The organism is Sinobaca sp. TMA16-18, assembly GCF_059510535.1.
In genome coordinates this window covers 171,993-192,331 of record NZ_JCAKFM010000004.1, presented here as the reverse complement: position 1 = coordinate 192,331, position 20,339 = coordinate 171,993, and the positions used below count along the sequence as shown (strand labels likewise).

Genomic DNA, 20,339 nt, shown 5'->3' with positions numbered 1-20,339 from the left:
ATCAGGAATATAATTGACGAAAAATAAAAAATAGTCTATTCTTTCCTTAGGGAAACATTTTAGACTTAAACTAAATAATATTTTTTTACTATAAAATTTGCCCATAGGCAAATTCAAGGGGGAAGCAAGATGAAAAAAACAGGAGTCGTAATTGGAATGGCAGCATTAGTGGGAATACTATCTGCCTGCGGAACCGGCGATAACGAAGCGGTAAGTGAAGACGAGCCGCTGCAGGTGCTTGCGACTACTTCCCAGGTAGGCGATATGGTTAATGATATCGGCGGAGAATACGTAGAAGTGGAAACGTTAATGGGACCCGGCGTGGATCCCCACCTGTACCAGCCGACTCAGGAAGACATAGGGAAATTGGCAAATGCTGATATTATTTTCTATAATGGATTGAACCTGGAAGGAAATATGCAGGAAGTATTTGATAATGTAGGAGACGAAACAAGTGCTGTTCCTGTAGCAGAAAATATTCCGGAGGACATGCTGCAGACCGAAGCAGACAGTGATTCAACGGATCCGCACGTCTGGTTTGACCCGGAGATGTGGGGATATACGGCGGATGCTGTAACAGAAGAGCTGTCTTCGCTGAATGAAGAAAACAGCGATTTGTATGAAGAGCAGGGCGAAGCATACAAAGCTATGCTGACGGAGCTTGATACGTATGCGGAAGAAGAGCTGAATACGATACCGGAAGAAAGCAGGGTGCTCGTTACCGCCCACGATGCCTTCGGCTATTTTGGCAATGCTTACAACATGGAAGTAGAAGGACTGCAGGGGCTGAGCACGGATTCGGAGTACAGCGTGCGTGATGTGGACAATATTGTGAACCTGCTTGTCGACCGGGAAATAAATGCTGTTTTTGTAGAATCCAGTGTATCCGACCGCTCGATTAATGCCATTATTGAAGGGGCGGCCCAGCAGGGTCATGAAGTGGAAATAGGCGGAGAACTTTATTCAGATGCAATGGGAGAAGAAGGAACGGAAGAGGGAACCTATGAAGGCATGTTCCGACATAATATAGATACGATCGCCGGTTCTCTTCAGTAAACAAACGGGGAATGCTTTTCAGCAAACGCGCCTTTACGGCGCTTTTTTTTGTTGTTACAAAGCCTGAATATAAACAGCTTTACCGGCTGCCATCATCAATTGACAGTGCATGGGATAAAAGATAAAGCCAAAGGTAATGCCTGTCGCAATGCTGTAGGTAAGGGGCATCGCAACAATGGTTAGAAAAGCGGGCACAGCGATTCCTCCCTCCACTCAATGAAGCGGCGGTTACTCCTTCTGTCACTACGGCTAAAAGAGGGAAAAAGAACAGGGCCCCTGCTGTCACAACAGACGTAAAACCGGTACGGCCGCCGGCAATGCTCTCTTTCCGGTATGTAGTATGTAGTGTATCAAATGAAAAGCAGTTCTTCACGTATGTTCCTCTCTTTCTTGGATGGTAACGTCTCAGCTGCCCCGGTAGGTCTGGTAGCCCCAGGGAGAAATAAGCAGCGGGATATGATAATGCTCCTCCGGCGCAGATATGCCGAATCTTATGTTGACGTGCTGTAAAAAGCGGGGTTCTTCGGCCGGACTTTGTTCGATGGAAGCAAAATAATCCCCGATATAAAACAGCATTTCGTATTCACCGGTTTTGAGCTCCTTGGATGGGAGCAGCGGGGTGTCGAATCTGCCATCTTCGTTGGTCCGGTCTTCCCGGAGCAGAACACGGGTGCCTGCAGTATCAATAGAAAACAGCTGCACCTGAACGGAAGCTGCCGGACGGCCGTGGGCGATATCAAGAATATGAGTGGTGAGTGCCATAGGTAAGAGCCTCCTTTTTACAAGCAAAATGGATTCAGGAAAATGGGCGGCTTTCTTTTTCCTCCGTGAGAAGGCCTTCGAGGCGGAAGCTGGCAATTTTAAAAATTTCCTCCAGTGCCCGGTCCCTTTCTTCTTCTTTTGTCAGATCAACCCGCTCTGCCAGGGAATGATAAATATCCCGCTTGGTTTTATTTTTGACGGCATAAATAAAGGGGAACTCAAACCGTGCCATGTAGAGGGTATTTAATTCATCAAGACGATGCTGTTCTTCATCGGTTAAGCTCTGGAGACCGGCGCCTTTCTGTTCTAAGACAGAAGCGCTGCTCATTGGTTTGGATGCTCCGAGTATCGGATGGACACAGATAAGAGTCGTCTGGGCTTCCAATGAAGCTTTTTTAACCTGCTGTACCATAGCGCTGTGAAGATCATTCCGGCTGAAAAAAGGGCGATGGGCAGAAGCTCTCTCAGCTACCCAGGGCGAATGTTCATACACATCTTTTAACGCATCAGTGAATCTGCTTTCTGTCATGTCGTTTAGTTCCTGAAGGGTATACCTCATGACTCTGCCTCCTTATGCAGTACAGTCTGCCGCCCCGGCCGTTTTTGATGTAGTGTTATCGTAATGGATAAAGGCGGGTAAGTCATTGGGTGAGATAACTGAATAGTTTAAAAATAATGAGCTGTTTCTCTAAATAAAACGAAAATAGTGTAGATAATTTTCTATTTAATCGACCATGGACAGAGACGCTCTAATACGAAGAGCAAGGCGGAGCCGCAGGGTGATTTCCGGGTCTTTCAGACTTTTGCCAATTAATTCTTCGCATTTCTCCAGCCGGTAGATAACGGTGTTACGGTGAACATAGAGGCGCTTGGCAGTCTCGGAAATATGGCAGTGGGTCTCTAAATACACAGCCAGCGTGTAAAGCAGGGTGGGGTCATCGTTACCGGCCTGACCGAGCTGCTGCATCGTATGAATATAAAATTCTTTTAAGTCTTCTACAGGGATCACACGGAGCAGCTCTGCTACATCTTTCGTCTGGTATGCCTGCACGGATTCAAGGACACCGGACAGCTGACCGGTCTGAAGAGCATCTCTTGCTTCGCGGAAAGCGGTATCAACATCAAGAAACTGATGGGTAATATTGCTGATGCCAAATGATATTGTCCGCTGAAAATAGTTTTTTGTTTCCTGCTGAAGAGACTTGAGAACGTTTGTGATGGCAGGCACTACATCGCCGGTATGTTCATCGGCCTGAAGCAGAATAATAAGCATTTCGCCTTTTATAAACAAGTGGGGAGGAAACGGAAATCCGGGAAGTTCTCCTTGAATAAAATCAAAAACCGCGCTCGTTTCGAGCTGGGACTGGGTAAAGCTTCTCCATTTTTCCTGCCGGTCAACTTTTCCCACGATACAGATATACTTTTCTTCATTCGGAAGGTTAAATTCCTTAGCCCGGTTAATGATTTCTTCCTTTGTTGAAAAAGCACTTTCCAAGTAATTGATAAAAAACTCATTTCTGGCTTTCTGCTGGTGCTGTTTCAGGGCATTTTCCTTTAGACGTTCAAAAGCAATAACGTTGGCCGCCTGTTCCATGGTGAGGACAAGTTCACTGCTGAAGCTGTCCGTTTTTCCAGCAACGGCAAGGTAACTGCACGTGGATTCATGAGTATAAATAGGAAACAGTGTAATCTGTGTATAGGGAGAAGCAAGCAGGGAAAAGGTGGTATGGGTCGTGTTCTCCAGGAAAAACAGATAATTCATTTTGTACAGGGCAGTAAAGGACTCAATAACATCCGGCATCGACTCGGAGGCTGAGACGAGTCTGGCATGATGGTCGAGCATAAACACAGGCTGATTCACAGTAGCCGCCACACTTATGATGAGGCTCTGCAGGTCTTTGCCGCTGATTATATGGCGGGTAAATGTTTGATGGGCGGATATGGCTTTTTGCAGTTCGGTCGTCCGTGTGTCGAGCATACTGCTGAGAAGGTGAGCTGCAATGGTGCTCAGACTGATGTGGGCCGGCAGATCAATAATCGGAAAGTCAAGCGCATCGGCAAGTGCTACAGCTTCCTGCGGCACTTCATGAAGAAAGCGCTTTGTCTTAATGCCGATGCCTGCGCAGCCTTTGTCGTTCATATGTTGAATAAGATCGGTAAGCAGCGACGAATCATCTTTAAAATGATAGGCGGTCGTTACGAGCAGGTCATGCTCATTCAAGTAGTCCCCGATGTCGGGGGCGTCCATCATACTGACATTGGTAATGGGGCGGTCCTGTCCGTTCCGACCGGCAAGAATGAAGGCTTCTTTAAGCAGCGGAGTCTGGAATAGATGTTTTATTTTCATGCTGTATCGTCCTTTCTATTCTATATATGCTGATTTAGTTACTATATCCAATAATAGGGAAAGAAATTGCCGGAAATGCTAATGATTAATTGTCATAATACCAGTAAAATGAAAGCCATATACAATCATTGTGAAGAAAGCTTACATAAAAACACAAGAGGAGAGATAGTTGATGGACAATTATGATGTAATCATCCGCCAGGGAGAGATTGTGATGCACGATACGGTCGTCACCGCAGATATTGCAATAAAGAACGGGCTCATTGAAAAAATACATCCCGCTATTAAAAACAAAGCCGTTTCTGAAGTCGATGCGCAGGGACTTCACGTCTTTCCAGGAGGTATTGATGTGCATGCCCACTTCAGCGAACCCGGGCGCGAGCATTGGGAAGGTTTTGAAACAGGGGCGGCGATGATGGCTGCCGGTGGAATGACTACATATTTCGACATGCCGTTGAACGGAATACCTTCCACTATTTCCGTAGAGGCGCTCCAGGAAAAGGTGGCAAGAGGCAGACTGAAATCTGCGGCGGATTTCGGCTTGTGGGGAGGACTTGTTCCTGGCAATGAAGACGAACTGGAAGCGCTGGCAGCTGCCGGTGTCATCGGTTTTAAAGCGTTTATGTCCCCTACAGGAAATAAAGAATTTGAGCGCTCCGATAACGCTGTACTATTTGAAGGCATGCAGAGGATTGCTCCGACAGGCAGGCTGCTGGCTCTGCATTCCGAAAGTGCAGCGATTGTAAACGGGCTGGAGAAGCGGTACAAAGATCAAACAGACGCGGCTTCTTTTTCTAAAAGCCGGCCGGAAGAAGCGGAAATTGAAGCGGTGAACCGGGCTGTTTCCTACGCCAAAGTAACAAACTGTCCGCTTCATTTTGTGCATATCAGCACAGCGGAAGCGGTAGAAAACATACAGAAGGCGAGGCAGGAAGGAGTGGATGTGACTCTGGAGACATGTCCGCATTATTTATTGTTTACAGAAGAAACGCTCGCTGAAAAAGGAGCGGAAGCTAAATGCGCCCCGCCGCTTCGTTCCAAAATCCAGCAGCAGAAATTGATTCAGGTGCTGCTTGAGGGAAAAATTGATATGATCTCCTCTGATCATTCTCCGTGTCCTGCTGACATGAAGGCTACAGACGACATGTTTGCGGCCTGGGGCGGGATCAGCGGGGGGCAGTATACGTTTCTGGCCGTCCTGGAACTGGCGGCGGTCCACAATATAGAACTCCCGCAGGTCGCGCAGTGGCTGGCAGCTGCTCCTGCGGAACGCTTCGGCCTTGCTGGCCGGAAAGGAGAAATTAAAGAAGGAAAAGAAGCGGATCTCGTGCTCGTCAACATGAATAAAGGCTACACCGTTACGAAGGAAAACATGTATATGAAAAACAAACACAGTGCCTATGAAGGCATGACTTTTTCTGCATCGATTGAACAGACTATTCTTGGAGGAAACACCATTTTTCCGGCACCGGCCCAGCCGGTCACAGGCATTGGAAAATGGATTCAGCCTGAATCATAAAAGGAGGATTTGCATGATGACATTTGATGAACTGTACCAGCCTTACCGAACGGCAAGACTTCCGGTATACGCAAAAAACGGCATGGTAGCCGCATCCCAGCCGCAGGCTGCTGACTGCGGCCGGCAGATGCTTGAAAAGGGAGGGAATGCCGTAGACGCAGCGATTGCCGCTGCTGCTGCTCTTACGGTAGTAGAGCCAACATCCAACGGGATAGGCGGGGATGCTTTTGCTCTTGTCTGGATGAAGGAAAAACTGTACGGGTTAAATGCGAGCGGGCGGTCTCCTAAAGCTTTTACATTCGAAAAGCTGAAAGAAAAAGGGCTGACAGACGTGCCGGACCATGGGTTTATTCCAGTGACAGTTCCGGGGGCGCCCGGCGCCTGGGCGGAGCTTTCTGAAGCGTTTGGTGTACTGCCGCTTAAAGAGGTGCTGGCTCCGGCAGTAAAGCTGGCAGAAGAAGGATTTCCCGTCAGTGCGGCAGTCGCAAAGTATTGGAAGCGCGGGGTGCAGTTATTCAGCGACACATTAAAAGGGGCCGAATTTGAGGAATGGTTCCGCATTTTCACGAAAAACGGGCGCGCCCCGCAGGCAGGAGACATATGGACTTTTCCTGATCATGGCCGCACGCTTCGTGATATTGCCGCAACGAAAGCTGCGTCTTTTTATAAAGGGGAGCTGGCCGGGAAGATAGATGCGTTTTCAAAACAGTACGGAGGATTAATCGCAGAAGAAGATCTGAGTGCTTTTCAGGCAGACTGGGTGGATCCTATTTCTGTTTCCTACAAAGGCTATGATGTTTGGGAAATTCCTCCGAATGGACATGGCTTAAACACTCTTCTGGCGCTGAATATTCTCGAAGAGATGGAGCTGAAGGAAAAAGAATCGCCGGATACCTATCACGTACTGATGGAAGCGATGAAACTCGGCTATACAGACGGCCTGCACTATATTACAGATCCGAAAGACATGAACGTAACGGTGGAGGAGCTGCTGTCTAAAGAGTACGCAGCAGAACGCAGAGAAGCTATCGGTGAAGAAGCGATGCTGCCGAAACCGGGGAAACCGCAAAAGGGAGGAACTGTGTATTTAGCGGCTGCCGATAAAGAAGGAAATATGGTGTCCTATATTCAAAGCAACTATATGGATTTTGGCTCCGGGCTTGTCGTTCCGGGAACGGGGATTAACCTGCAGAATAGAGGGCGTAATTTCAGTATGGATGAACACGCAGTAAATGCAGCAGGGCCCGCTAAACGAACCTATCATACGATTATTCCCGGCTTTTTGACTAAGGACGGCCGGGCAGCAGGAGCCTTTGGCGTCATGGGAGGATTTATGCAGCCCCAGGGGCATCTGCAGGTCTTGACGAGCACCATTGATTTCGGCCTTAACCCACAGACAGCGTTGGATGCACCGAGGTGGAGATGGTCGGAAAAGAAAACGATTGAAATTGAACCGTTGTTTCCCGACCATATTGCCCAGGCGCTGGAACGAAAAGGGCATCATATTCGAAAAGCAGCGGATGAAACCGGCTTTGGACGCGGGCAGGTTATCTGGAAGGATTCGGAAAGCGGAGTGTACATCGGGGGTACGGAATCCCGTGCGGACGGCCATATATCGGTATATTGAAAATAGTTTTTTATTATTATCCGCAGCGCAAAAGAGATTCCCGATAGTTTTCGGGAATCTCTTTTGCGCTTTTTCAAATACTGAGATACTCTTCAAGTTCTTCCTGGATGAGCTCAGGTCCTTCAAACATAATGCGGCCCCGGTCCATTACATAGAAGTAGTCACCGACAGCACGGGCAAATTCAATATTCTGCTCGACAAGAATCATCGCCGTTTCCGTGTTCTGCTTTAAGTCGATAATCACCTGCTGAATGTCTTCTACAATGTTGGGCTGAATGCCCTCCGCCGGTTCATCAAGCAGAAGAAGGGAAGGTTCAGCTGCAAGCGCACGGCCGATAGCGAGCTGCTGCTGCTGACCGCCGCTTAAATCACCGCCTTTACGGTTTTTCATTTCTTTGAGTACAGGGAAGTAGCTGTAAATGGTTTCAAATATAGTCGTTTTTTTGTTTGGGTTTGCTTCGAGTCCGAGCAGCAGGTTTTCTTCTACGGTCAGGCTTGAAAAGATCTCACGGCCCTGCGGCACATAGCTCATGCCGGCCCGGGCACGCTTGGCGGGCACGGTTTTTGTAATGTCTTTATCGTTAAATGTTAACCGGCCTTCCTGGACTTTAAGCACACCCATAATCGATTTAATAAGCGTTGATTTGCCAACACCGTTGCGGCCGAGAATACAGATCACCTGGTTTTTATCTGCTTGAATAGAGACGCCGCGCAGAACGGTGCTCTCGTCGTAGGCGGCATCGATGCTTTCCACACTAAGCATGAGCATCGGCTCCTTTGCTGCCGAGGTAAACTTCCCGTACTTTATCGTTTTGCTGGATCTGCTCCATCGTGCCCTCACTGAGGAGGGTGCCTTCATGCATGACGGTTACCTTTTCGGCATACTCACGGACAAAATCCATATCATGTTCTACGACAATAAGAGAGCAGTCCTGCTTTAGTTCCCGGAGAAGGCTGCCTGTTTTTTCTTCCTCTTCTTCGGTCATGCCGGCGATCGGCTCATCGAGCAGAAGCAGTTCCGGCTCCTGCATCATCACCATCCCTATTTCGAGCCACTGTTTCTGGCCGTGAGATAAACCGCCCGCGAGGATATCGCGTTTGCCGGCCAGGCCGATAATTTCGAGCTGACGGTCTATCTTTTCTTTTTCCATTTTTTTCATTTTGGCGCGAAGCATCGAGAATACGCCTTTCTCCTGTTTCATGGCGACTTCGAGGTTTTCCTGCACGGTAAGGTGAGGGAAGATGGAAGGGGCCTGAAACTTCCGCCCGATTCCTTTTCTGGCAATTTCGTATTCTTTTTTATCTTCGAGTGCATAGTTTTTCTGAAAAGTAATGCTGCCATCGCTCATTTTTGTCAGTCCGCAGAGGACATCAAGAAACGTAGTTTTTCCAGCACCATTTGGTCCGATAAGAAAGTGGATTTCTTTATCGGCCATACCGAATGAAAAGCGGTTTAATGCGGTGAAATCACCAAATTTTACGAGGACATCCTGGCATTTAAGAATGCTTGTCAGTGGTTGCTCCTGCCTGCTGTTCTGCTTTTTCATGATCAGATAACCTCCGTTTTCTTTTTAGTTTATTTCCAATCGACATCAGGCCTCCGGGCAGGAATACGATAACGACAATGAAGACAAGGCCGATAAAGTATGTCCACAGCTCCGGATACGTTTCACTGAAAAATGTAGTTCCGACATTTGCTAGAATAGCGCCGAATACAGGGCCGAGCAGCGTACCGCGTCCGCCGATGGCAACCCATAGGGCCATCTCAATCGATGGAATAATATCAATCATCGTCGGCGTAATGATGCGGATCTGCAGCACGAACAGCATGCCGGCAAGTCCGGCAATTCCAGCGGATAGAGTGAACACAACCATTTTGTAATACGCTGTGTTGTAACCGGAAAAGCGGAGGCGGTTTTCCCCGTCCCGTATCGCGATCAGCACTTTCCCAAACCGGCTGTTTACGAGCTTGAAGCAGAAGTAAAAGACGGCTGCCAGCACAACGAGGGTAAGAAAGTATAGAAACAGCTGAGTCTGTGGATTGGACAAAGAAAATCCAAAAATTGTGTGTAAGCTGCTCAGTCCGTCCGATCCACCGGTGTAGCGCTGCTGGCTGACAATAAGCGTGACGGTCACGAGTACAAGAGCCTGCGTCAGGATAGTGAAGTATACGCCTTTTATCCGGTTGCGGAACGTAAAGAATCCAAGCAGCGAGGCAATAGCCATTGGTACGAGTACCCCGAGAAGAATAGCGGCCACAGGATTGGAGAGCAGTTCCCAAAGGAAAGGCAGCTCGGTCATCCCGCTCCACATCATAAAGTCAGGGAGCGCACCGCCGGCTGACTCAATCGTGACGTAAACCGCCATAATGTAGGCGCCAAGTCCAAAGAAGATGCCGTGGCCAAGGCTTAATATACCGGTATAGCCCCAGACAAGGTCCAGGCCGATAACGAGTATCGCAAAAGCCAGGTAGCGGCCCAGCAGATTTGTATGAAAATCATTAAGTATAAAAGGCAGTACTGCCAATAGGAGAAGCAGTACGGCAAAGATGCCCTGCTTAGTCCCAATCCATTTCGATAATCCCATGTCTTCCCTCCGTTCTTGTATTAATCAAGCTTGCGGGTCCTAAGGTTGAATAAACCATTCGGGCGCCACTGCAGAAATAGGATAATAATCACAAATAACAGTACGCGTCCCATCGACGCATTCGTAAAGTATTCAAAGCCGGTATTAAATACCCCGATACCGAGAGCGGCGATGACGGTGCCGAGAAGCATTCCGACGCCTCCGACTACGACGACCATAAATGCATCAATGATGTAAGCTGTACCCAATGTCGGGCCGATCGGGCCGATTAAGGTAAGGGCCATCCCGGCGATGCCGGCAAATCCTGCCCCAAGAGCAAACGTAGTAGAGTCGACCTGGCGTGTAGAAATACCGACGCTTGAAGCCATATCGCGGTTCTGCATAACAGCACGGATTCTTCTGCCGTTGGATGTTTTGTAAAAGTAATAAAACATAAACAGAACGCAGGCGCTCACAAGCAGGATAATGAAAATCCGTGATTTAGGAAAACTGATTGAAAAGATTTCCACAGCCCCGGATAGCAGGGCCGGGCTCTGCACGCCAACATTGGGAGCGCCGAAAATAGAGCGGGCGGCCTGCTGCAGAATAAGGCCGGCGCCAAATGTGGCAAGCAGGCTGTCAAGAGGCCTGCCGTATAAATGACGGATGACCGTCCATTCGAGGAGCCAGCCGATAAGAGCCGCCGTCAAAAACGCAGCCGGAATCGCTAAAACAAAATACCAGTTAAACATAGATTCAGGCAGGTAATCGATAAACAGGCTCTGCACCACAAACGTGGCGTAGGCGCCAATCATAATCAGTTCACCGTGTGCCATGTTAATAACGTTCATTAAACCAAATGTAATAGCTAGACCAAGGGCGATCAGCAGCAGGATAGACCCGAGACTGATGCCGTTGAACAGCTGAGAAATAATACCTTCCACAGTGAGTCCTCCTTTTATTCGTCGGTGAGCACGTCGCTTAAACCGGCTGCCCAATCATATTCTTCCAGATAAGGATCCGGCACTACCGGATCGCCGGAATTCCAGACTTCTTCAAACTGGCCGTCCGTCTGTACTTCGCCAATCCGTACCGTTTTGCTTACGTGCTGATTGTCACCATTAATTTCAACTGGACCGCCGGGAGCATCAAAAGTGATACCATCGGCTGCTTCCCGGACCGCGTCCACATCTGTTGTCCCGGCTTCCTCTACGGCTTTCGCCCAGAGATGAACCATGAAATATCCCGCTTCTATCGGATCCCCCGTTACCCGGGAGTCTCCGTAGGTGTCTTTGAAAGACTCTACAAATGCTTCATTTTCCGGGGTGTCGGTGCTCTGGTAATAGTTCCAGCTGGCGTAGTGCCCTTCAAGCACGTCGGCGCCGATCCCCTGAATTTCCTCTTCCGCTACCGAGACGCTCAATACCGGAATATCCTCCGATGTAATACCGGCATCATACAGCTGTTTAAAAAAAGCAACGTTGCTGTCCCCGTTTAATGTGTTGAAAATAACATCAGGCTCTTCTTCTTTAATGCGGGAAATAATCGTATTGTAGTCTGTATGGCCGAGCGGCGTGTACTGCTCACTTACGATCGTCCCGCCGGCATCATCCACCTGGGATATGACGGCCTGGTTGGCAATACGTGGAAATACATAGTCCGAGCCAAGCAGAAAGATATCATCGCCTTTATTTTCCATCAGCCAGTCAATCGCAGGAGTGATCTGCTGATTGGGAGCGGCGCCCGCATAAAATATGTTCGGGGAAGATTCCATTCCTTCATACTGGACCGGATAAAATAACAGTCCGTTGTTATTTTCGACGACCGGCAGCATCGCCTTTCTGCTGGCCGATGTCCAGCCGCCGAATATAACGGGAACGTCATCCTGCTGAAGCAGTTTGGACGCACGTTCTGCAAATGTCGGCCAGTCGGACGCACCGTCTTCCACAACCGGGACGAGTTCTTTACCGAGGACGCCGCCGGCTTCGTTAATTTCTTCAATAGCGAGCAATTCGGAGTCGCGGACCGACGATTCACTCATCGCCATTGTTCCACTTAAGGAATGAAGAATGCCTACCGGAATCTGATCCTCGTCAACTTCCACTGCTTCTTCCTCGGGATCCGCCTCAGTAGAGGTGCCGGCTTCCCCGCTTGCGGTACTATCTTCTACAGCAGCTTCATCTTCGCCGGAGCATCCGGCGGCTGTTAATAAAGCGGCCATGCTGAGAGCAAGTGCTGTCTTTTTGGGAAAATATAACATTCTATGTAAACCCCCTTAACATGTATGTTTGTAAAAGTAGCATATATACGAGGGGGTTTGGAGGTCATTGTCAGATTACATCACACAGAATTTATTTAGGCAGGTTGCACAAAAGAAGAAAAATTCATGAACAGTTTCTCCTATATAAAGGATGTTAAATAATCTTACATACAGCTTGAAGTTCACATGTGATGATAGGTATAATATCGACGTATAAGAAAGTCTTATGATTCTGAAAATAGTCCAAGGACGTGACAAAATGAAATTGACGCCAACTGAACAAGAGAAGCTGCTTATTTTTATGGCATCTGAACTCGCCAAGCAGCGCAGGGAAAAAGGGCTGAAGCTTAATTATCCGGAAGCCATGGCTATTTTAAGCTCTTTTTTAATGGAGGGCGCAAGAGAAGGAAAGACGGTAGCCCAGCTTATGCAGGAAGGCAAGCATGTGCTTACTGCTGAAGAAGTGATGGAGGGTATTCCCGAAATGATCGACAATGTACAAATTGAAGCAACATTTCCAGATGGAGTAAAGCTTGTGACCGTTCATCAGCCTATCCAATAAGAAAAGGAGGACGTTGTTATGATTCCTGGAGAATATAAATTGAAAACAGAGCCGGTCACGATTAATGAAAACCGGCGCACAGCAGCGATCCGCGTAGCCAATCAAGGCGACCGTCCTATACAGGTTGGGTCGCATTTTCATTTTTTTGAAGTGAATCGCAACCTGTTTTTTGATAGAGAACTGGCTGTTGGTATGCGGCTTAACATTTCCTCCGGCTCAGCTGTCCGGTTCGAACCGGGCGAAGAACATGAAGTGGAACTTGTGGAAATCGGCGGACGAAAAGAGGTTTACGGGCTTAACGGACTGACAAACGGCGCCGTGAATCAGCCGGGACAGCTGGCGGCAGCTGCAGAGAAAAAAGGGTTTGGAGGAGAGCGGTAATGGATATTTCAAGAAAAAGCTATGCCGGACTGTACGGCCCGACAACAGGGGACCAGGTCAGGCTCGCAGATACCGATCTTTGGATAGAAGTGGAAAAGGATCATACGATTTATGGAGAAGAAGCAAAATTCGGAGGGGGCAAAGTTCTTCGGGAAGGAATGGGGCAGAGCTCTCGGGCTGTTCGGAACCAGGGAGTCGTGGATTTATTAATTACAAACGCGCTGATTGTCGATTATACCGGTATTTACAAAGCTGATATCGGCGTAAAAGACGGTCGTATTAAAGCCATCGGAAAAAGCGGGAATCCGGATATAATGGACGGCGTCCATCCGGAGCTGACAGCAGGGGCTTCTACAGAAGTGATTGCCGCTGAAGGAATGATCGTTACAGCGGGAGGAATTGATGCCCATATTCACTTTGTCAGCCCCCAGCAGATTGATGTAGCTATCTCTTCGGGTATTACAACGATGCTTGGCGGAGGCACCGGTCCTGCGACAGGTACGAAAGCGACGACCTGCACGCCGGGTGAGTGGAACATTCACCGGATGCTGGAAGCAGCTGAAGGGTTTCCAGTTAATCTGGGCTTTCTGGGCAAAGGAAATGGAGCTTCCCTGGAGCCGCTTGAAGAACAGGTAAGAGCCGGGGCGATCGGCCTGAAGCTTCATGAAGACTGGGGAACAACGCCGGCTGCGATTGATGCTGCGCTTCGCGTAGCGGATGATATGGATGTGCAGGTAGCAATACATACAGATACGCTGAATGAAGCGGGATTTGTAGAAGATACGATCCATGCAATTGCAGGACGCGTGATTCATACGTATCACACGGAAGGTGCGGGCGGAGGCCACGCTCCGGATATTATGAAAATTGCAGGATACCCGAACGTGCTTCCTTCTTCAACCAACCCGACGCGGCCGTTCACCCACAATACAATAGATGAACATTTGGATATGCTGATGGTGTGTCATCATCTGGATCATAACTCCCCGGAGGATGTAGCTTTTGCTGACTCCCGGATCCGGCCGGAAACGATTGCTGCAGAAGATATTCTGCATGATATGGGAGCCATGAGCATTATATCCTCCGATTCCCAGGCAATGGGGCGGGTTGGGGAAGTAGTTATCCGGACATGGCAGACGGCAGATAAAATGAAAAAGCAGTTTGGCTTTATAGCAGAAGACAAAGCGCAGGGAAATGACAATGAGCGTGCAAAGCGCTATGTAGCCAAATACACGATTAACCCGGCCGTAGCCCATGGTATCAGCCATGAAATAGGATCGGTGGAACCGGGCAAGTGGGCGGATCTTGTGTTATGGGACCCGGCTTTTTTCGGAGTCAAACCGGAAATCATCATTAAAGGCGGACATATCGCCCACGCTCAGATGGGAGATCCGAATGCGTCTATTCCTACGCCGCAGCCCGTCTTTCAACGCCCTATGTTTGCAAGCTTTGGCCGTGCCCTGTATTCTTCCTGTCTGACATTTGTATCAAAGGCGGCCTATGATGATGGAATAGGAGAAAAACTCAGCCTCCAGAAGAATATCTCCTATGTAAAAAACTGCCGCACGATCGGCAAACAGGATATGAAAGCCAACGATAAAATGCCGAACATTGAAATCGATCCGGAAACCTATGAAGTAAAGGCCGACGGCGTCTTGCTGACGTGCGAGCCCTTGAAAGAAGTAGCGATGGCCCAGCGGTATTTTTTATTTTAAAAAGAGGAGAGACCTGTTATGAAAATCACAAAAATGGCTGGACGATTTAATGAAAAAGATGCTTCTTCCAAAGAGGTGGACTGGCTGGAAGTAGAGTGGGAAGAGCTGGCTAAACGTATTTTAAGAAAAGATACCGCCGCCGGACGGGATATCTCTATTTCCCTGGAGGCGGGTGAGCATTTGGAAACGGGAGGCCTGCTGTATGAAGACGAGAATCTGCAGATTGCCGTCCGCACCACGCTGGAAGATGTATATGTCATCACGCCGGCTTCAATGACGGAAATGGGAAAGGTTGCTTTTGAACTGGGCAACCGTCATACGCCCTGCCTCGTAGAAGACGATAATATAACCGTAAGGTACGACAGCACACTGGAAACGATTTTTAAAGATACAGGAGTTGCCTATAAGCTGGAGCAGAGACGGATTGACCGTCCGTTCAAATATAAAGGCCACGCGCATGCACATTGATTTTTTGAAGCTGATGCAGCTTCATGACAGTGCGTTTCCGATTGGATCGTATACGCAGTCGTTTGGGATGGAAACCTATATTCAGGCAGACTGGATTACAAACGGCGGTGAGCTTCTTGCGTTCTGTGAATCCTACTTGTTTGAAAATGTCGTCTACGGTGATGCCATTATCGTTCAGGAAATTATGAACGGCACCGGGGAAAGCCTTGCTTATGCCGGAGCCGTTGCACACGCTGTGAAAATCGCAAGAGAAACAAAAGAAGCAAGCCTGCGCATGGGCAGCCAGTTTCTGCAGACGGTGGAATCTATAGAAGGGCAGGCGGCGGCCGATGAACTAAAAAGAACGATGGAATCTCATCAGCTGAGACGTCACTACAGTGTCGTCTACGCCCTCTATATGCTGCAGACAAATATTGGCACAAAGGAAGCCGTAACGGGATTTTTGTATTCAACCACGACATCGCTCGTACACAATGCCGTCCGGGCAGTTCCTCTGGGACAGAAAAGCGGCATGCGGACGATTTCCGCGCTTCTTCCTTCCGTCATAAAAGCAGCTGCAGCAGTAGAAGAGCTGTCGCTTGCAGATGTAAGAAATCAGGCGGTTGGCATAGAACTTGCTTCCATGGAACACGAACATATTAAAGTACGCTTATTCAGCTCATAATAAAGGAGAGGTTCAGAAATGAGTCCAGTACGTATTGGAGTGGCGGGTCCTGTGGGATCCGGCAAAACAGCTTTAATCGAACAACTGACAAGAAGAATGCATGAAGATTACTATATAGCCGTTATTACCAACGATATTTACACAAAAGAAGATGCCCAGTTTTTAGCAAAAAACGGCGTGCTTCCGGAAGAGCGCATCATCGGCGTAGAAACGGGCGGATGCCCGCATACGGCTATCCGTGAAGATGCTTCCATGAACTTCGCAGCCATTGATGAACTGAATGAATCATTTCCCGGTCTGGATATCATTTTTGTTGAAAGCGGCGGTGATAACTTATCAGCGACGTTCAGTCCGGAGCTTGTAGACGGGTTTATTTACGTAACAGATGTAGCGGAAGGCCAGGACATCCCCCGTAAAGGTGGACCGGGTGTAGCACGTTCGGATTTTCTCGTTATCAATAAAAAAGACCTGGCTCCCTACGTCGGGGTGGACCTTGAGATGATGGAACAGGATGCACGCAATGCCAGAGGCAAAAGACCTTTCGTCTTTGCTAACCAAAAAGATGGATCGGGCCTGGATGGGGTTATTTCCTGGATCCGCCATTCACTGCTGCTCGAAGACGTCAAGCTTGATGCTGAAGTGAAAAGTGGGGCCTGAGACAAGCCTGGCTCTTCAGGGAGAGCTGGATCTTCGGTTTTCACGTAAATCAGGACGCACGATTTTAAAAGATGCCTATCAGTCGCCGCCGCTCAAGGTAAGCCGGATGCTTTATCCGGACAGCCCGGAACGGGCGGTGGCCTACTTAGTGGAGACTTCCGGCGGAATGGTGTCGGGTGATACGTACATCTACCGCATTTATTTGGAAGAAGACGCGGAGGTGACGCTGATTCCCCAGTCAGCGGTAAAAGTATACCCGCAGACGAAAGCGCAGGATACGATTCAGGAATTTTCGGTGAATATAGAAAAGGGAGCCGTTCTCATTCTGCAGCCGGACACATTAATTCCGTATAAAGATGCGTCCTTTACAAGCCGGACTATAGTAAAGATGGACGAGAAGGCCTCAATAATCTGGGGGGAGATATTAACCCCGGGACGGCGGGAACGCCGGGAAGCCTGGCAGTATCAGAAGCTGGATACTTCTTTTACTCTATGGATGGACCAGGAACTTAAATGCCTGGACCGCCTGCGTCTGGAGCCGGATGTTTGTCATCCCCATCATATAGGCGTGTTGGATGGGAGCGACTACTATGCATCATTCTGGGCCGCTGGGGCGGTGGCAGAAAAGATAGAGGCAGAAACGTTCCAACGTTATCTGTCGATTCCGGAAGGAACGCGCGCTGCCGTAACAAAGCCGGAATATAATATTATTCATATGCGGATCCTCTCTTCAGATTTAATAGCATTAAAAAAGCTTTGGCAGCACGCAGCTGCTTATTTTATATAGTCATAAAGACCCATTTACATTTATAGTGAATGGGTCTTTAATATGTATACAATTGACACATCTTTCAAATAGAAAGCATGAGACGAAGAGAGAGGCTGCCTTATGGCATCGTATATGCACCGCCATAAAATTAATATGACACCGCCGCAGATATTAGCGTTGAGTTTTCTGGCGGCTATTGCGGCAGGCACGCTGCTTTTGCTGCTTCCAGTATCCGCGGTTGAACCGGTAAGCTTTACGGACGCTCTATTTACAGCTGTCTCCGCTACGACGGTGACTGGTCTGATTGTGGTGGATACGGGAACCGTGTATACCACTTTCGGCCAGGTAGTTATTATGATTTTAATAAAAATAGGCGGGCTCGGGCTGTTAACGGTTGCGATGATGATTGTTATTCTGCTTGGTAGAAAGATTGGACTGAAGGAAAGGCTGCGCATTCAGCAGTCCTTTAATCAAACGTCCATTGGCGGCATCGTTAAGCTCGTGAAAGTGCTGTTTATTTTTTCAGTCAGCATGGAAGCGCTCGCTGCAGCCCTTCTGGCGATTGACTGGGTGCCTGAGTATGGATGGCGGTACGGCTTATTTGCGAGTTTGTTTCATTCTATCTCTGCATTTAACAATGCCGGCTTTTCCCTATGGCCGGACGGCCTTACCAAATACGTTGGGGACCCGCTCGTCAACGTTATTATTACCGGCCTGTTTATTACAGGCGGTATTGGATTTACCGTGCTGTATGACGTAATAGAAAACAAACGGTTCAAGTCGCTGCAGGTTCACTCCAAAATCATGATCATCGGCACGTTGATTGTAAACGCGTCTGCTGCGGTCATCATTTTTCTGCTGGAAACAAATAATCCCGGCACGATGGCTTCTTTATCACTCGGCGATAAAATATGGGCTTCGTATTTCCAGGCGGTTACACCGAGAACGGCTGGATTTAACTCGATCGACATCACGCAGATAGAACCAGGAACGGCTTTATTAATGTCTTTATTGATGTTTATAGGGGGAGGGAGCGCCTCAACCGCTTCCGGCATTAAATTAACCACCTTTGTCGTTATCATCTGGGCGATGATTACTTTTTTTAAAGGGGATGAAGAGCCGGTCCTGTTTAAGCGCTCGATTCCCCAGGCCGTTATTGCCCGCTCGTTTATTATTACGGTGACGAGCCTGATGCTTGTATTTACCGCTCTGTTTTTATTAACGCTCACAGAACAGGCGCCGTTTTTAGTGATCGTATTCGAAGTGTTCTCAGCGTTTGGTACCGTTGGGCTTTCGATGGGGCTGACCTATGAGCTGACGGAGCCGGGCAAATATATTCTGATGCTGCTGATGTTTTTTGGCCGAATCGGCCCGCTTACCATCGTTTTTGCCCTGGCAAGAACGGAAAAATCAAACGTCCGTTATCCAAGAGCGGATATATACACTGGTTAAAAAAATCTCCCGCAGAAACGGGAGATTTTTTTCTATTTCAGCTGGCTGTTTTCCGTGAAAAATACTTTGTACCCCATCCGGGCAAAGATAATAACGGTAAGCGCAACGGCTCCGGTAATGCCGAGCAGAATCGCAATCTGGTATTCAATCGCAGTGACCGGATCGGCGCCTGCTAAAATCTGGCCGGTCATCATGCCGGGAAGAAAAACGATACCCATTCCCACCATGGAATTAATGGTCGGAAGGATGGAGGAATCAAACGACTGATTCACAATTTCCCGGCTGGCCTCTTTTGGATCGGCCCCAAGCATAAGCGCGGCTTCTACCTGCCGGCGCTGGTTTTTCATATTGTCCAGAAGCGTCTGCACCCCTAGTGTCACGCCGGTCATGGAATTGCCGATAATCATTCCGGCAATAGGAATCGTGTAGCGCGGGTCATACCAGGGAGAAAACTGGATGACAATAAAGTTAAAGTAAACCAGGCTGGTCAATGTGCCGACGCTGATAGAGACAGCCACTGCTTTTTTCAGCTCTTTATTCAATGTGCCGCGAACTCTTTTATGAACGTTATGAATAGCAAAAGCCGTCATGAATAATACGACACCAATAGTGAAAAGAGGGTGCGGGTTCTCAAATAAATACATGAGCACATAGCCTACAATAAGGAGCTGAATGGTCATGCGCAGCGTAGCGATAAGAATCTCTTTATCACGCGGTATTTTTCGAATGCGTACGATAACAAGCAGCAGAATAATAAACACATAGGCTGCGAGAAGCTGGTAAATGGTCAGGCTTATCATGCCGTCATCCATTGAGCGCACCTCCCTGCAGCGTATATTGATTAAAGTCGATTAATGTATCAGAAAATGTTTCACCGATAGAACGGGAGTGGGTAACAAAAATAATGGTTTTCTGATGCTGGCGGGCCCAGCTGACAAAACGATCCATCACTTCATGCTCGAGATTGTCATCGAGAGCAGAAGTCGGCTCATCGAGCAGGAGAACCGGGCTGTCCAATACAGCAGCCCTTACGAGCGCGAGCCGCTGCTTTTCTCCTCCGGAAAGAGTTTCCGCTTCGGTTTCCAGGTCTTTAGATAAGTAAAAATCGCTCATAATTAGTTTAATGGCTTCATCTTCAGCGGATGGTTTGCCGGCAAACCGTCGGCCGGCGTTAACATTATCACGTATCGTTTCCCCAAATAACACCGGGTGCTGGGGAAGCATCGCGACTTCCCGCCTGTGCATAACCGGATCAAGCGAAGAAAGGAGGTTTCCATTGTAAGAGATCTCCCCGCGGTCGGCTTCGATCATACGGTTAAGAAGCATTAAAAAAGTAGACTTTCCACTGCCGCTTTCTCCGACAATACAGGTGATGGCACCGCTCTCTATCGTAAGGCTGTCTATTTGCAGGATATCTTTATACTGTACATTTTGGCATGTGAACATAAGCGGCTCCTTTCAGGTATTTATTTTTACATAGAACGAAAAAAGTATAAAGCAGGAACACAAACGTGTCGAACATTCGGCTTTGCGCG

21 protein-coding genes and 1 pseudogene are annotated in these 20,339 nt (G+C 48.4%); 11 read left to right on the top strand and 11 right to left on the bottom strand.

Features of this window, described 5'->3' with window-relative positions; translation table 11 throughout:
• Positions 1–129: 129 nt before the first annotated feature.
• A complete protein-coding gene (locus AC5W14_RS09385; RefSeq protein ID WP_496060289.1) occupies positions 130–1,056 on the top strand; it encodes a metal ABC transporter solute-binding protein, Zn/Mn family in 927 nt (308 codons plus the stop codon).
• A gap of 54 nt (positions 1,057–1,110) precedes the next feature.
• On the opposite strand, the pseudogene AC5W14_RS09380 reads toward AC5W14_RS09385, so the two are convergent.
• The 4 genes and pseudogenes from AC5W14_RS09380 to AC5W14_RS09365 form a co-directional block, all read right to left on the bottom strand.
• Positions 1,111–1,372 (bottom strand): annotated as a pseudogene (locus AC5W14_RS09380) (NCS2 family permease); the annotation flags it as partial.
• 89 nt (positions 1,373–1,461) lie between these two features.
• Positions 1,462–1,818 carry a hydroxyisourate hydrolase gene (gene uraH, locus AC5W14_RS09375; protein WP_496194208.1) on the bottom strand — a complete coding sequence of 119 codons (357 nt, stop codon included), beginning with the start codon at positions 1,816–1,818 and terminating at the stop codon, positions 1,462–1,464.
• Between the two features lie 34 nt (positions 1,819–1,852).
• Complete coding sequence (gene uraD / locus AC5W14_RS09370) at positions 1,853–2,377, bottom strand: 2-oxo-4-hydroxy-4-carboxy-5-ureidoimidazoline decarboxylase (RefSeq protein ID WP_496194207.1); 525 nt, start codon at positions 2,375–2,377, stop codon at positions 1,853–1,855.
• Between the two features lie 165 nt (positions 2,378–2,542).
• Positions 2,543–4,165 carry a PucR family transcriptional regulator gene (locus AC5W14_RS09365; RefSeq protein WP_496194206.1) on the bottom strand — a complete coding sequence of 541 codons (1,623 nt, stop codon included), beginning with the start codon at positions 4,163–4,165 and terminating at the stop codon, positions 2,543–2,545.
• Positions 4,166–4,337: 172 nt separating this feature from the next.
• Between AC5W14_RS09365 and allB the strand changes: the two genes are divergently transcribed.
• The gene (gene allB / locus AC5W14_RS09360) at positions 4,338–5,684 is read left to right on the top strand and encodes an allantoinase AllB (protein WP_496194205.1); all 1,347 of its coding nucleotides are present in this window, start codon (positions 4,338–4,340) and stop codon (positions 5,682–5,684) included.
• Between the two features lie 16 nt (positions 5,685–5,700).
• The gene (gene ggt, locus AC5W14_RS09355; protein WP_496194322.1) at positions 5,701–7,311 is read left to right on the top strand and encodes a gamma-glutamyltransferase; all 1,611 of its coding nucleotides are present in this window, start codon (positions 5,701–5,703) and stop codon (positions 7,309–7,311) included.
• A gap of 73 nt (positions 7,312–7,384) precedes the next feature.
• Here the strand turns inward: ggt and urtE are convergent, their stop codons facing one another.
• From urtE to urtA, 5 genes are read right to left on the bottom strand one after another with little or no spacing between them, the layout of a single operon-like run.
• Positions 7,385–8,074, bottom strand: a complete 690-nt coding sequence (gene urtE, locus AC5W14_RS09350; protein WP_496060294.1) for an urea ABC transporter ATP-binding subunit UrtE — start codon at positions 8,072–8,074, stop codon at positions 7,385–7,387.
• Positions 8,067–8,858: an urea ABC transporter ATP-binding protein UrtD gene (urtD, locus tag AC5W14_RS09345; protein WP_496194204.1), complete on the bottom strand. Its 792-nt coding sequence runs from the start codon at positions 8,856–8,858 to the stop codon at positions 8,067–8,069. The genes urtE and urtD overlap by 8 nt, the downstream gene beginning before the upstream one ends.
• Positions 8,809–9,897: an urea ABC transporter permease subunit UrtC gene (gene urtC / locus AC5W14_RS09340; RefSeq protein ID WP_496060296.1), complete on the bottom strand. Its 1,089-nt coding sequence runs from the start codon at positions 9,895–9,897 to the stop codon at positions 8,809–8,811. The genes urtD and urtC overlap by 50 nt, the downstream gene beginning before the upstream one ends.
• A 20-nt stretch (positions 9,898–9,917) precedes the next feature.
• Positions 9,918–10,820 carry an urea ABC transporter permease subunit UrtB gene (urtB, locus tag AC5W14_RS09335; protein WP_496060297.1) on the bottom strand — a complete coding sequence of 301 codons (903 nt, stop codon included), beginning with the start codon at positions 10,818–10,820 and terminating at the stop codon, positions 9,918–9,920.
• A 14-nt stretch (positions 10,821–10,834) separates the two neighbouring features.
• Positions 10,835–12,136 carry an urea ABC transporter substrate-binding protein gene (urtA, locus tag AC5W14_RS09330; RefSeq protein WP_496060298.1) on the bottom strand — a complete coding sequence of 434 codons (1,302 nt, stop codon included), beginning with the start codon at positions 12,134–12,136 and terminating at the stop codon, positions 10,835–10,837.
• A gap of 259 nt (positions 12,137–12,395) precedes the next feature.
• Here urtA and ureA point away from each other — a divergent pair, with 259 nt between their 5' ends.
• The 8 genes from ureA (at position 12,396) to AC5W14_RS09290 (ending at position 18,804) form a co-directional block, all read left to right on the top strand.
• On the top strand, positions 12,396–12,698 hold the full coding sequence (gene ureA / locus AC5W14_RS09325) for an urease subunit gamma (protein ID WP_496060299.1): 303 nt from the start codon (positions 12,396–12,398) through the stop codon (positions 12,696–12,698).
• 18 nt (positions 12,699–12,716) lie between these two features.
• Positions 12,717–13,079, top strand: a complete 363-nt coding sequence (ureB, locus tag AC5W14_RS09320) for an urease subunit beta (protein WP_496060300.1) — start codon at positions 12,717–12,719, stop codon at positions 13,077–13,079.
• Entirely contained in the window at positions 13,079–14,794 is a 1,716-nt protein-coding gene (gene ureC, locus AC5W14_RS09315) for an urease subunit alpha (RefSeq protein ID WP_496194203.1), read from the top strand. The genes ureB and ureC overlap by 1 nt, the downstream gene beginning before the upstream one ends.
• An 18-nt stretch (positions 14,795–14,812) precedes the next feature.
• Positions 14,813–15,262 (top strand): urease accessory protein UreE, encoded by a 450-nt coding sequence (locus AC5W14_RS09310; protein WP_496060302.1) that lies wholly within the window; start codon positions 14,813–14,815, stop codon positions 15,260–15,262.
• Positions 15,252–15,926: an urease accessory protein UreF gene (locus AC5W14_RS09305; protein WP_496060303.1), complete on the top strand. Its 675-nt coding sequence runs from the start codon at positions 15,252–15,254 to the stop codon at positions 15,924–15,926. The genes AC5W14_RS09310 and AC5W14_RS09305 overlap by 11 nt, the downstream gene beginning before the upstream one ends.
• Before the next feature lie 18 nt (positions 15,927–15,944).
• Entirely contained in the window at positions 15,945–16,583 is a 639-nt protein-coding gene (gene ureG / locus AC5W14_RS09300; protein WP_496194202.1) for an urease accessory protein UreG, read from the top strand.
• A complete protein-coding gene (locus AC5W14_RS09295; RefSeq protein ID WP_496060305.1) occupies positions 16,573–17,370 on the top strand; it encodes an urease accessory protein UreD in 798 nt (265 codons plus the stop codon). The genes ureG and AC5W14_RS09295 overlap by 11 nt, the downstream gene beginning before the upstream one ends.
• A 102-nt stretch (positions 17,371–17,472) precedes the next feature.
• Entirely contained in the window at positions 17,473–18,804 is a 1,332-nt protein-coding gene (locus AC5W14_RS09290; protein WP_496194201.1) for a TrkH family potassium uptake protein, read from the top strand.
• A 32-nt stretch (positions 18,805–18,836) separates the two neighbouring features.
• On the opposite strand, the gene AC5W14_RS09285 is transcribed toward AC5W14_RS09290, so the two are convergent.
• Entirely contained in the window at positions 18,837–19,616 is a 780-nt protein-coding gene (locus AC5W14_RS09285) for an ABC transporter permease (protein WP_496060307.1), read from the bottom strand.
• Positions 19,609–20,250 (bottom strand): ABC transporter ATP-binding protein, encoded by a 642-nt coding sequence (locus AC5W14_RS09280; RefSeq protein ID WP_496060308.1) that lies wholly within the window; start codon positions 20,248–20,250, stop codon positions 19,609–19,611. The genes AC5W14_RS09285 and AC5W14_RS09280 overlap by 8 nt, the downstream gene beginning before the upstream one ends.
• Positions 20,251–20,339 lie beyond the last annotated feature (89 nt).

Coding starts and splice junctions, on each gene's coding strand:
- AC5W14_RS09385 (WP_496060289.1), top strand. CDS start 130: ATGAAAAAAACAGGAGTCGTAATTGGAATGGCAGCATTAGTGGGAATA.
- uraH (WP_496194208.1), bottom strand. CDS start 1,818: ATGGCACTCACCACTCATATTCTTGATATCGCCCACGGCCGTCCGGCA.
- uraD (WP_496194207.1), bottom strand. CDS start 2,377: ATGAGGTATACCCTTCAGGAACTAAACGACATGACAGAAAGCAGATTC.
- AC5W14_RS09365 (WP_496194206.1), bottom strand. CDS start 4,165: ATGAAAATAAAACATCTATTCCAGACTCCGCTGCTTAAAGAAGCCTTC.
- allB (WP_496194205.1), top strand. CDS start 4,338: ATGGACAATTATGATGTAATCATCCGCCAGGGAGAGATTGTGATGCAC.
- ggt (WP_496194322.1), top strand. CDS start 5,701: ATGACATTTGATGAACTGTACCAGCCTTACCGAACGGCAAGACTTCCG.
- urtE (WP_496060294.1), bottom strand. CDS start 8,074: ATGCTTAGTGTGGAAAGCATCGATGCCGCCTACGACGAGAGCACCGTT.
- urtD (WP_496194204.1), bottom strand. CDS start 8,858: ATGAAAAAGCAGAACAGCAGGCAGGAGCAACCACTGACAAGCATTCTT.
- urtC (WP_496060296.1), bottom strand. CDS start 9,897: ATGGGATTATCGAAATGGATTGGGACTAAGCAGGGCATCTTTGCCGTA.
- urtA (WP_496060298.1), bottom strand. CDS start 12,136: ATGTTATATTTTCCCAAAAAGACAGCACTTGCTCTCAGCATGGCCGCT.
- ureA (WP_496060299.1), top strand. CDS start 12,396: ATGAAATTGACGCCAACTGAACAAGAGAAGCTGCTTATTTTTATGGCA.
- ureB (WP_496060300.1), top strand. CDS start 12,717: ATGATTCCTGGAGAATATAAATTGAAAACAGAGCCGGTCACGATTAAT.
- ureC (WP_496194203.1), top strand. CDS start 13,079: ATGGATATTTCAAGAAAAAGCTATGCCGGACTGTACGGCCCGACAACA.
- AC5W14_RS09310 (WP_496060302.1), top strand. CDS start 14,813: ATGAAAATCACAAAAATGGCTGGACGATTTAATGAAAAAGATGCTTCT.
- AC5W14_RS09305 (WP_496060303.1), top strand. CDS start 15,252: ATGCACATTGATTTTTTGAAGCTGATGCAGCTTCATGACAGTGCGTTT.
- ureG (WP_496194202.1), top strand. CDS start 15,945: ATGAGTCCAGTACGTATTGGAGTGGCGGGTCCTGTGGGATCCGGCAAA.
- AC5W14_RS09290 (WP_496194201.1), top strand. CDS start 17,473: ATGGCATCGTATATGCACCGCCATAAAATTAATATGACACCGCCGCAG.
- AC5W14_RS09285 (WP_496060307.1), bottom strand. CDS start 19,616: ATGGATGACGGCATGATAAGCCTGACCATTTACCAGCTTCTCGCAGCC.
- AC5W14_RS09280 (WP_496060308.1), bottom strand. CDS start 20,250: ATGTTCACATGCCAAAATGTACAGTATAAAGATATCCTGCAAATAGAC.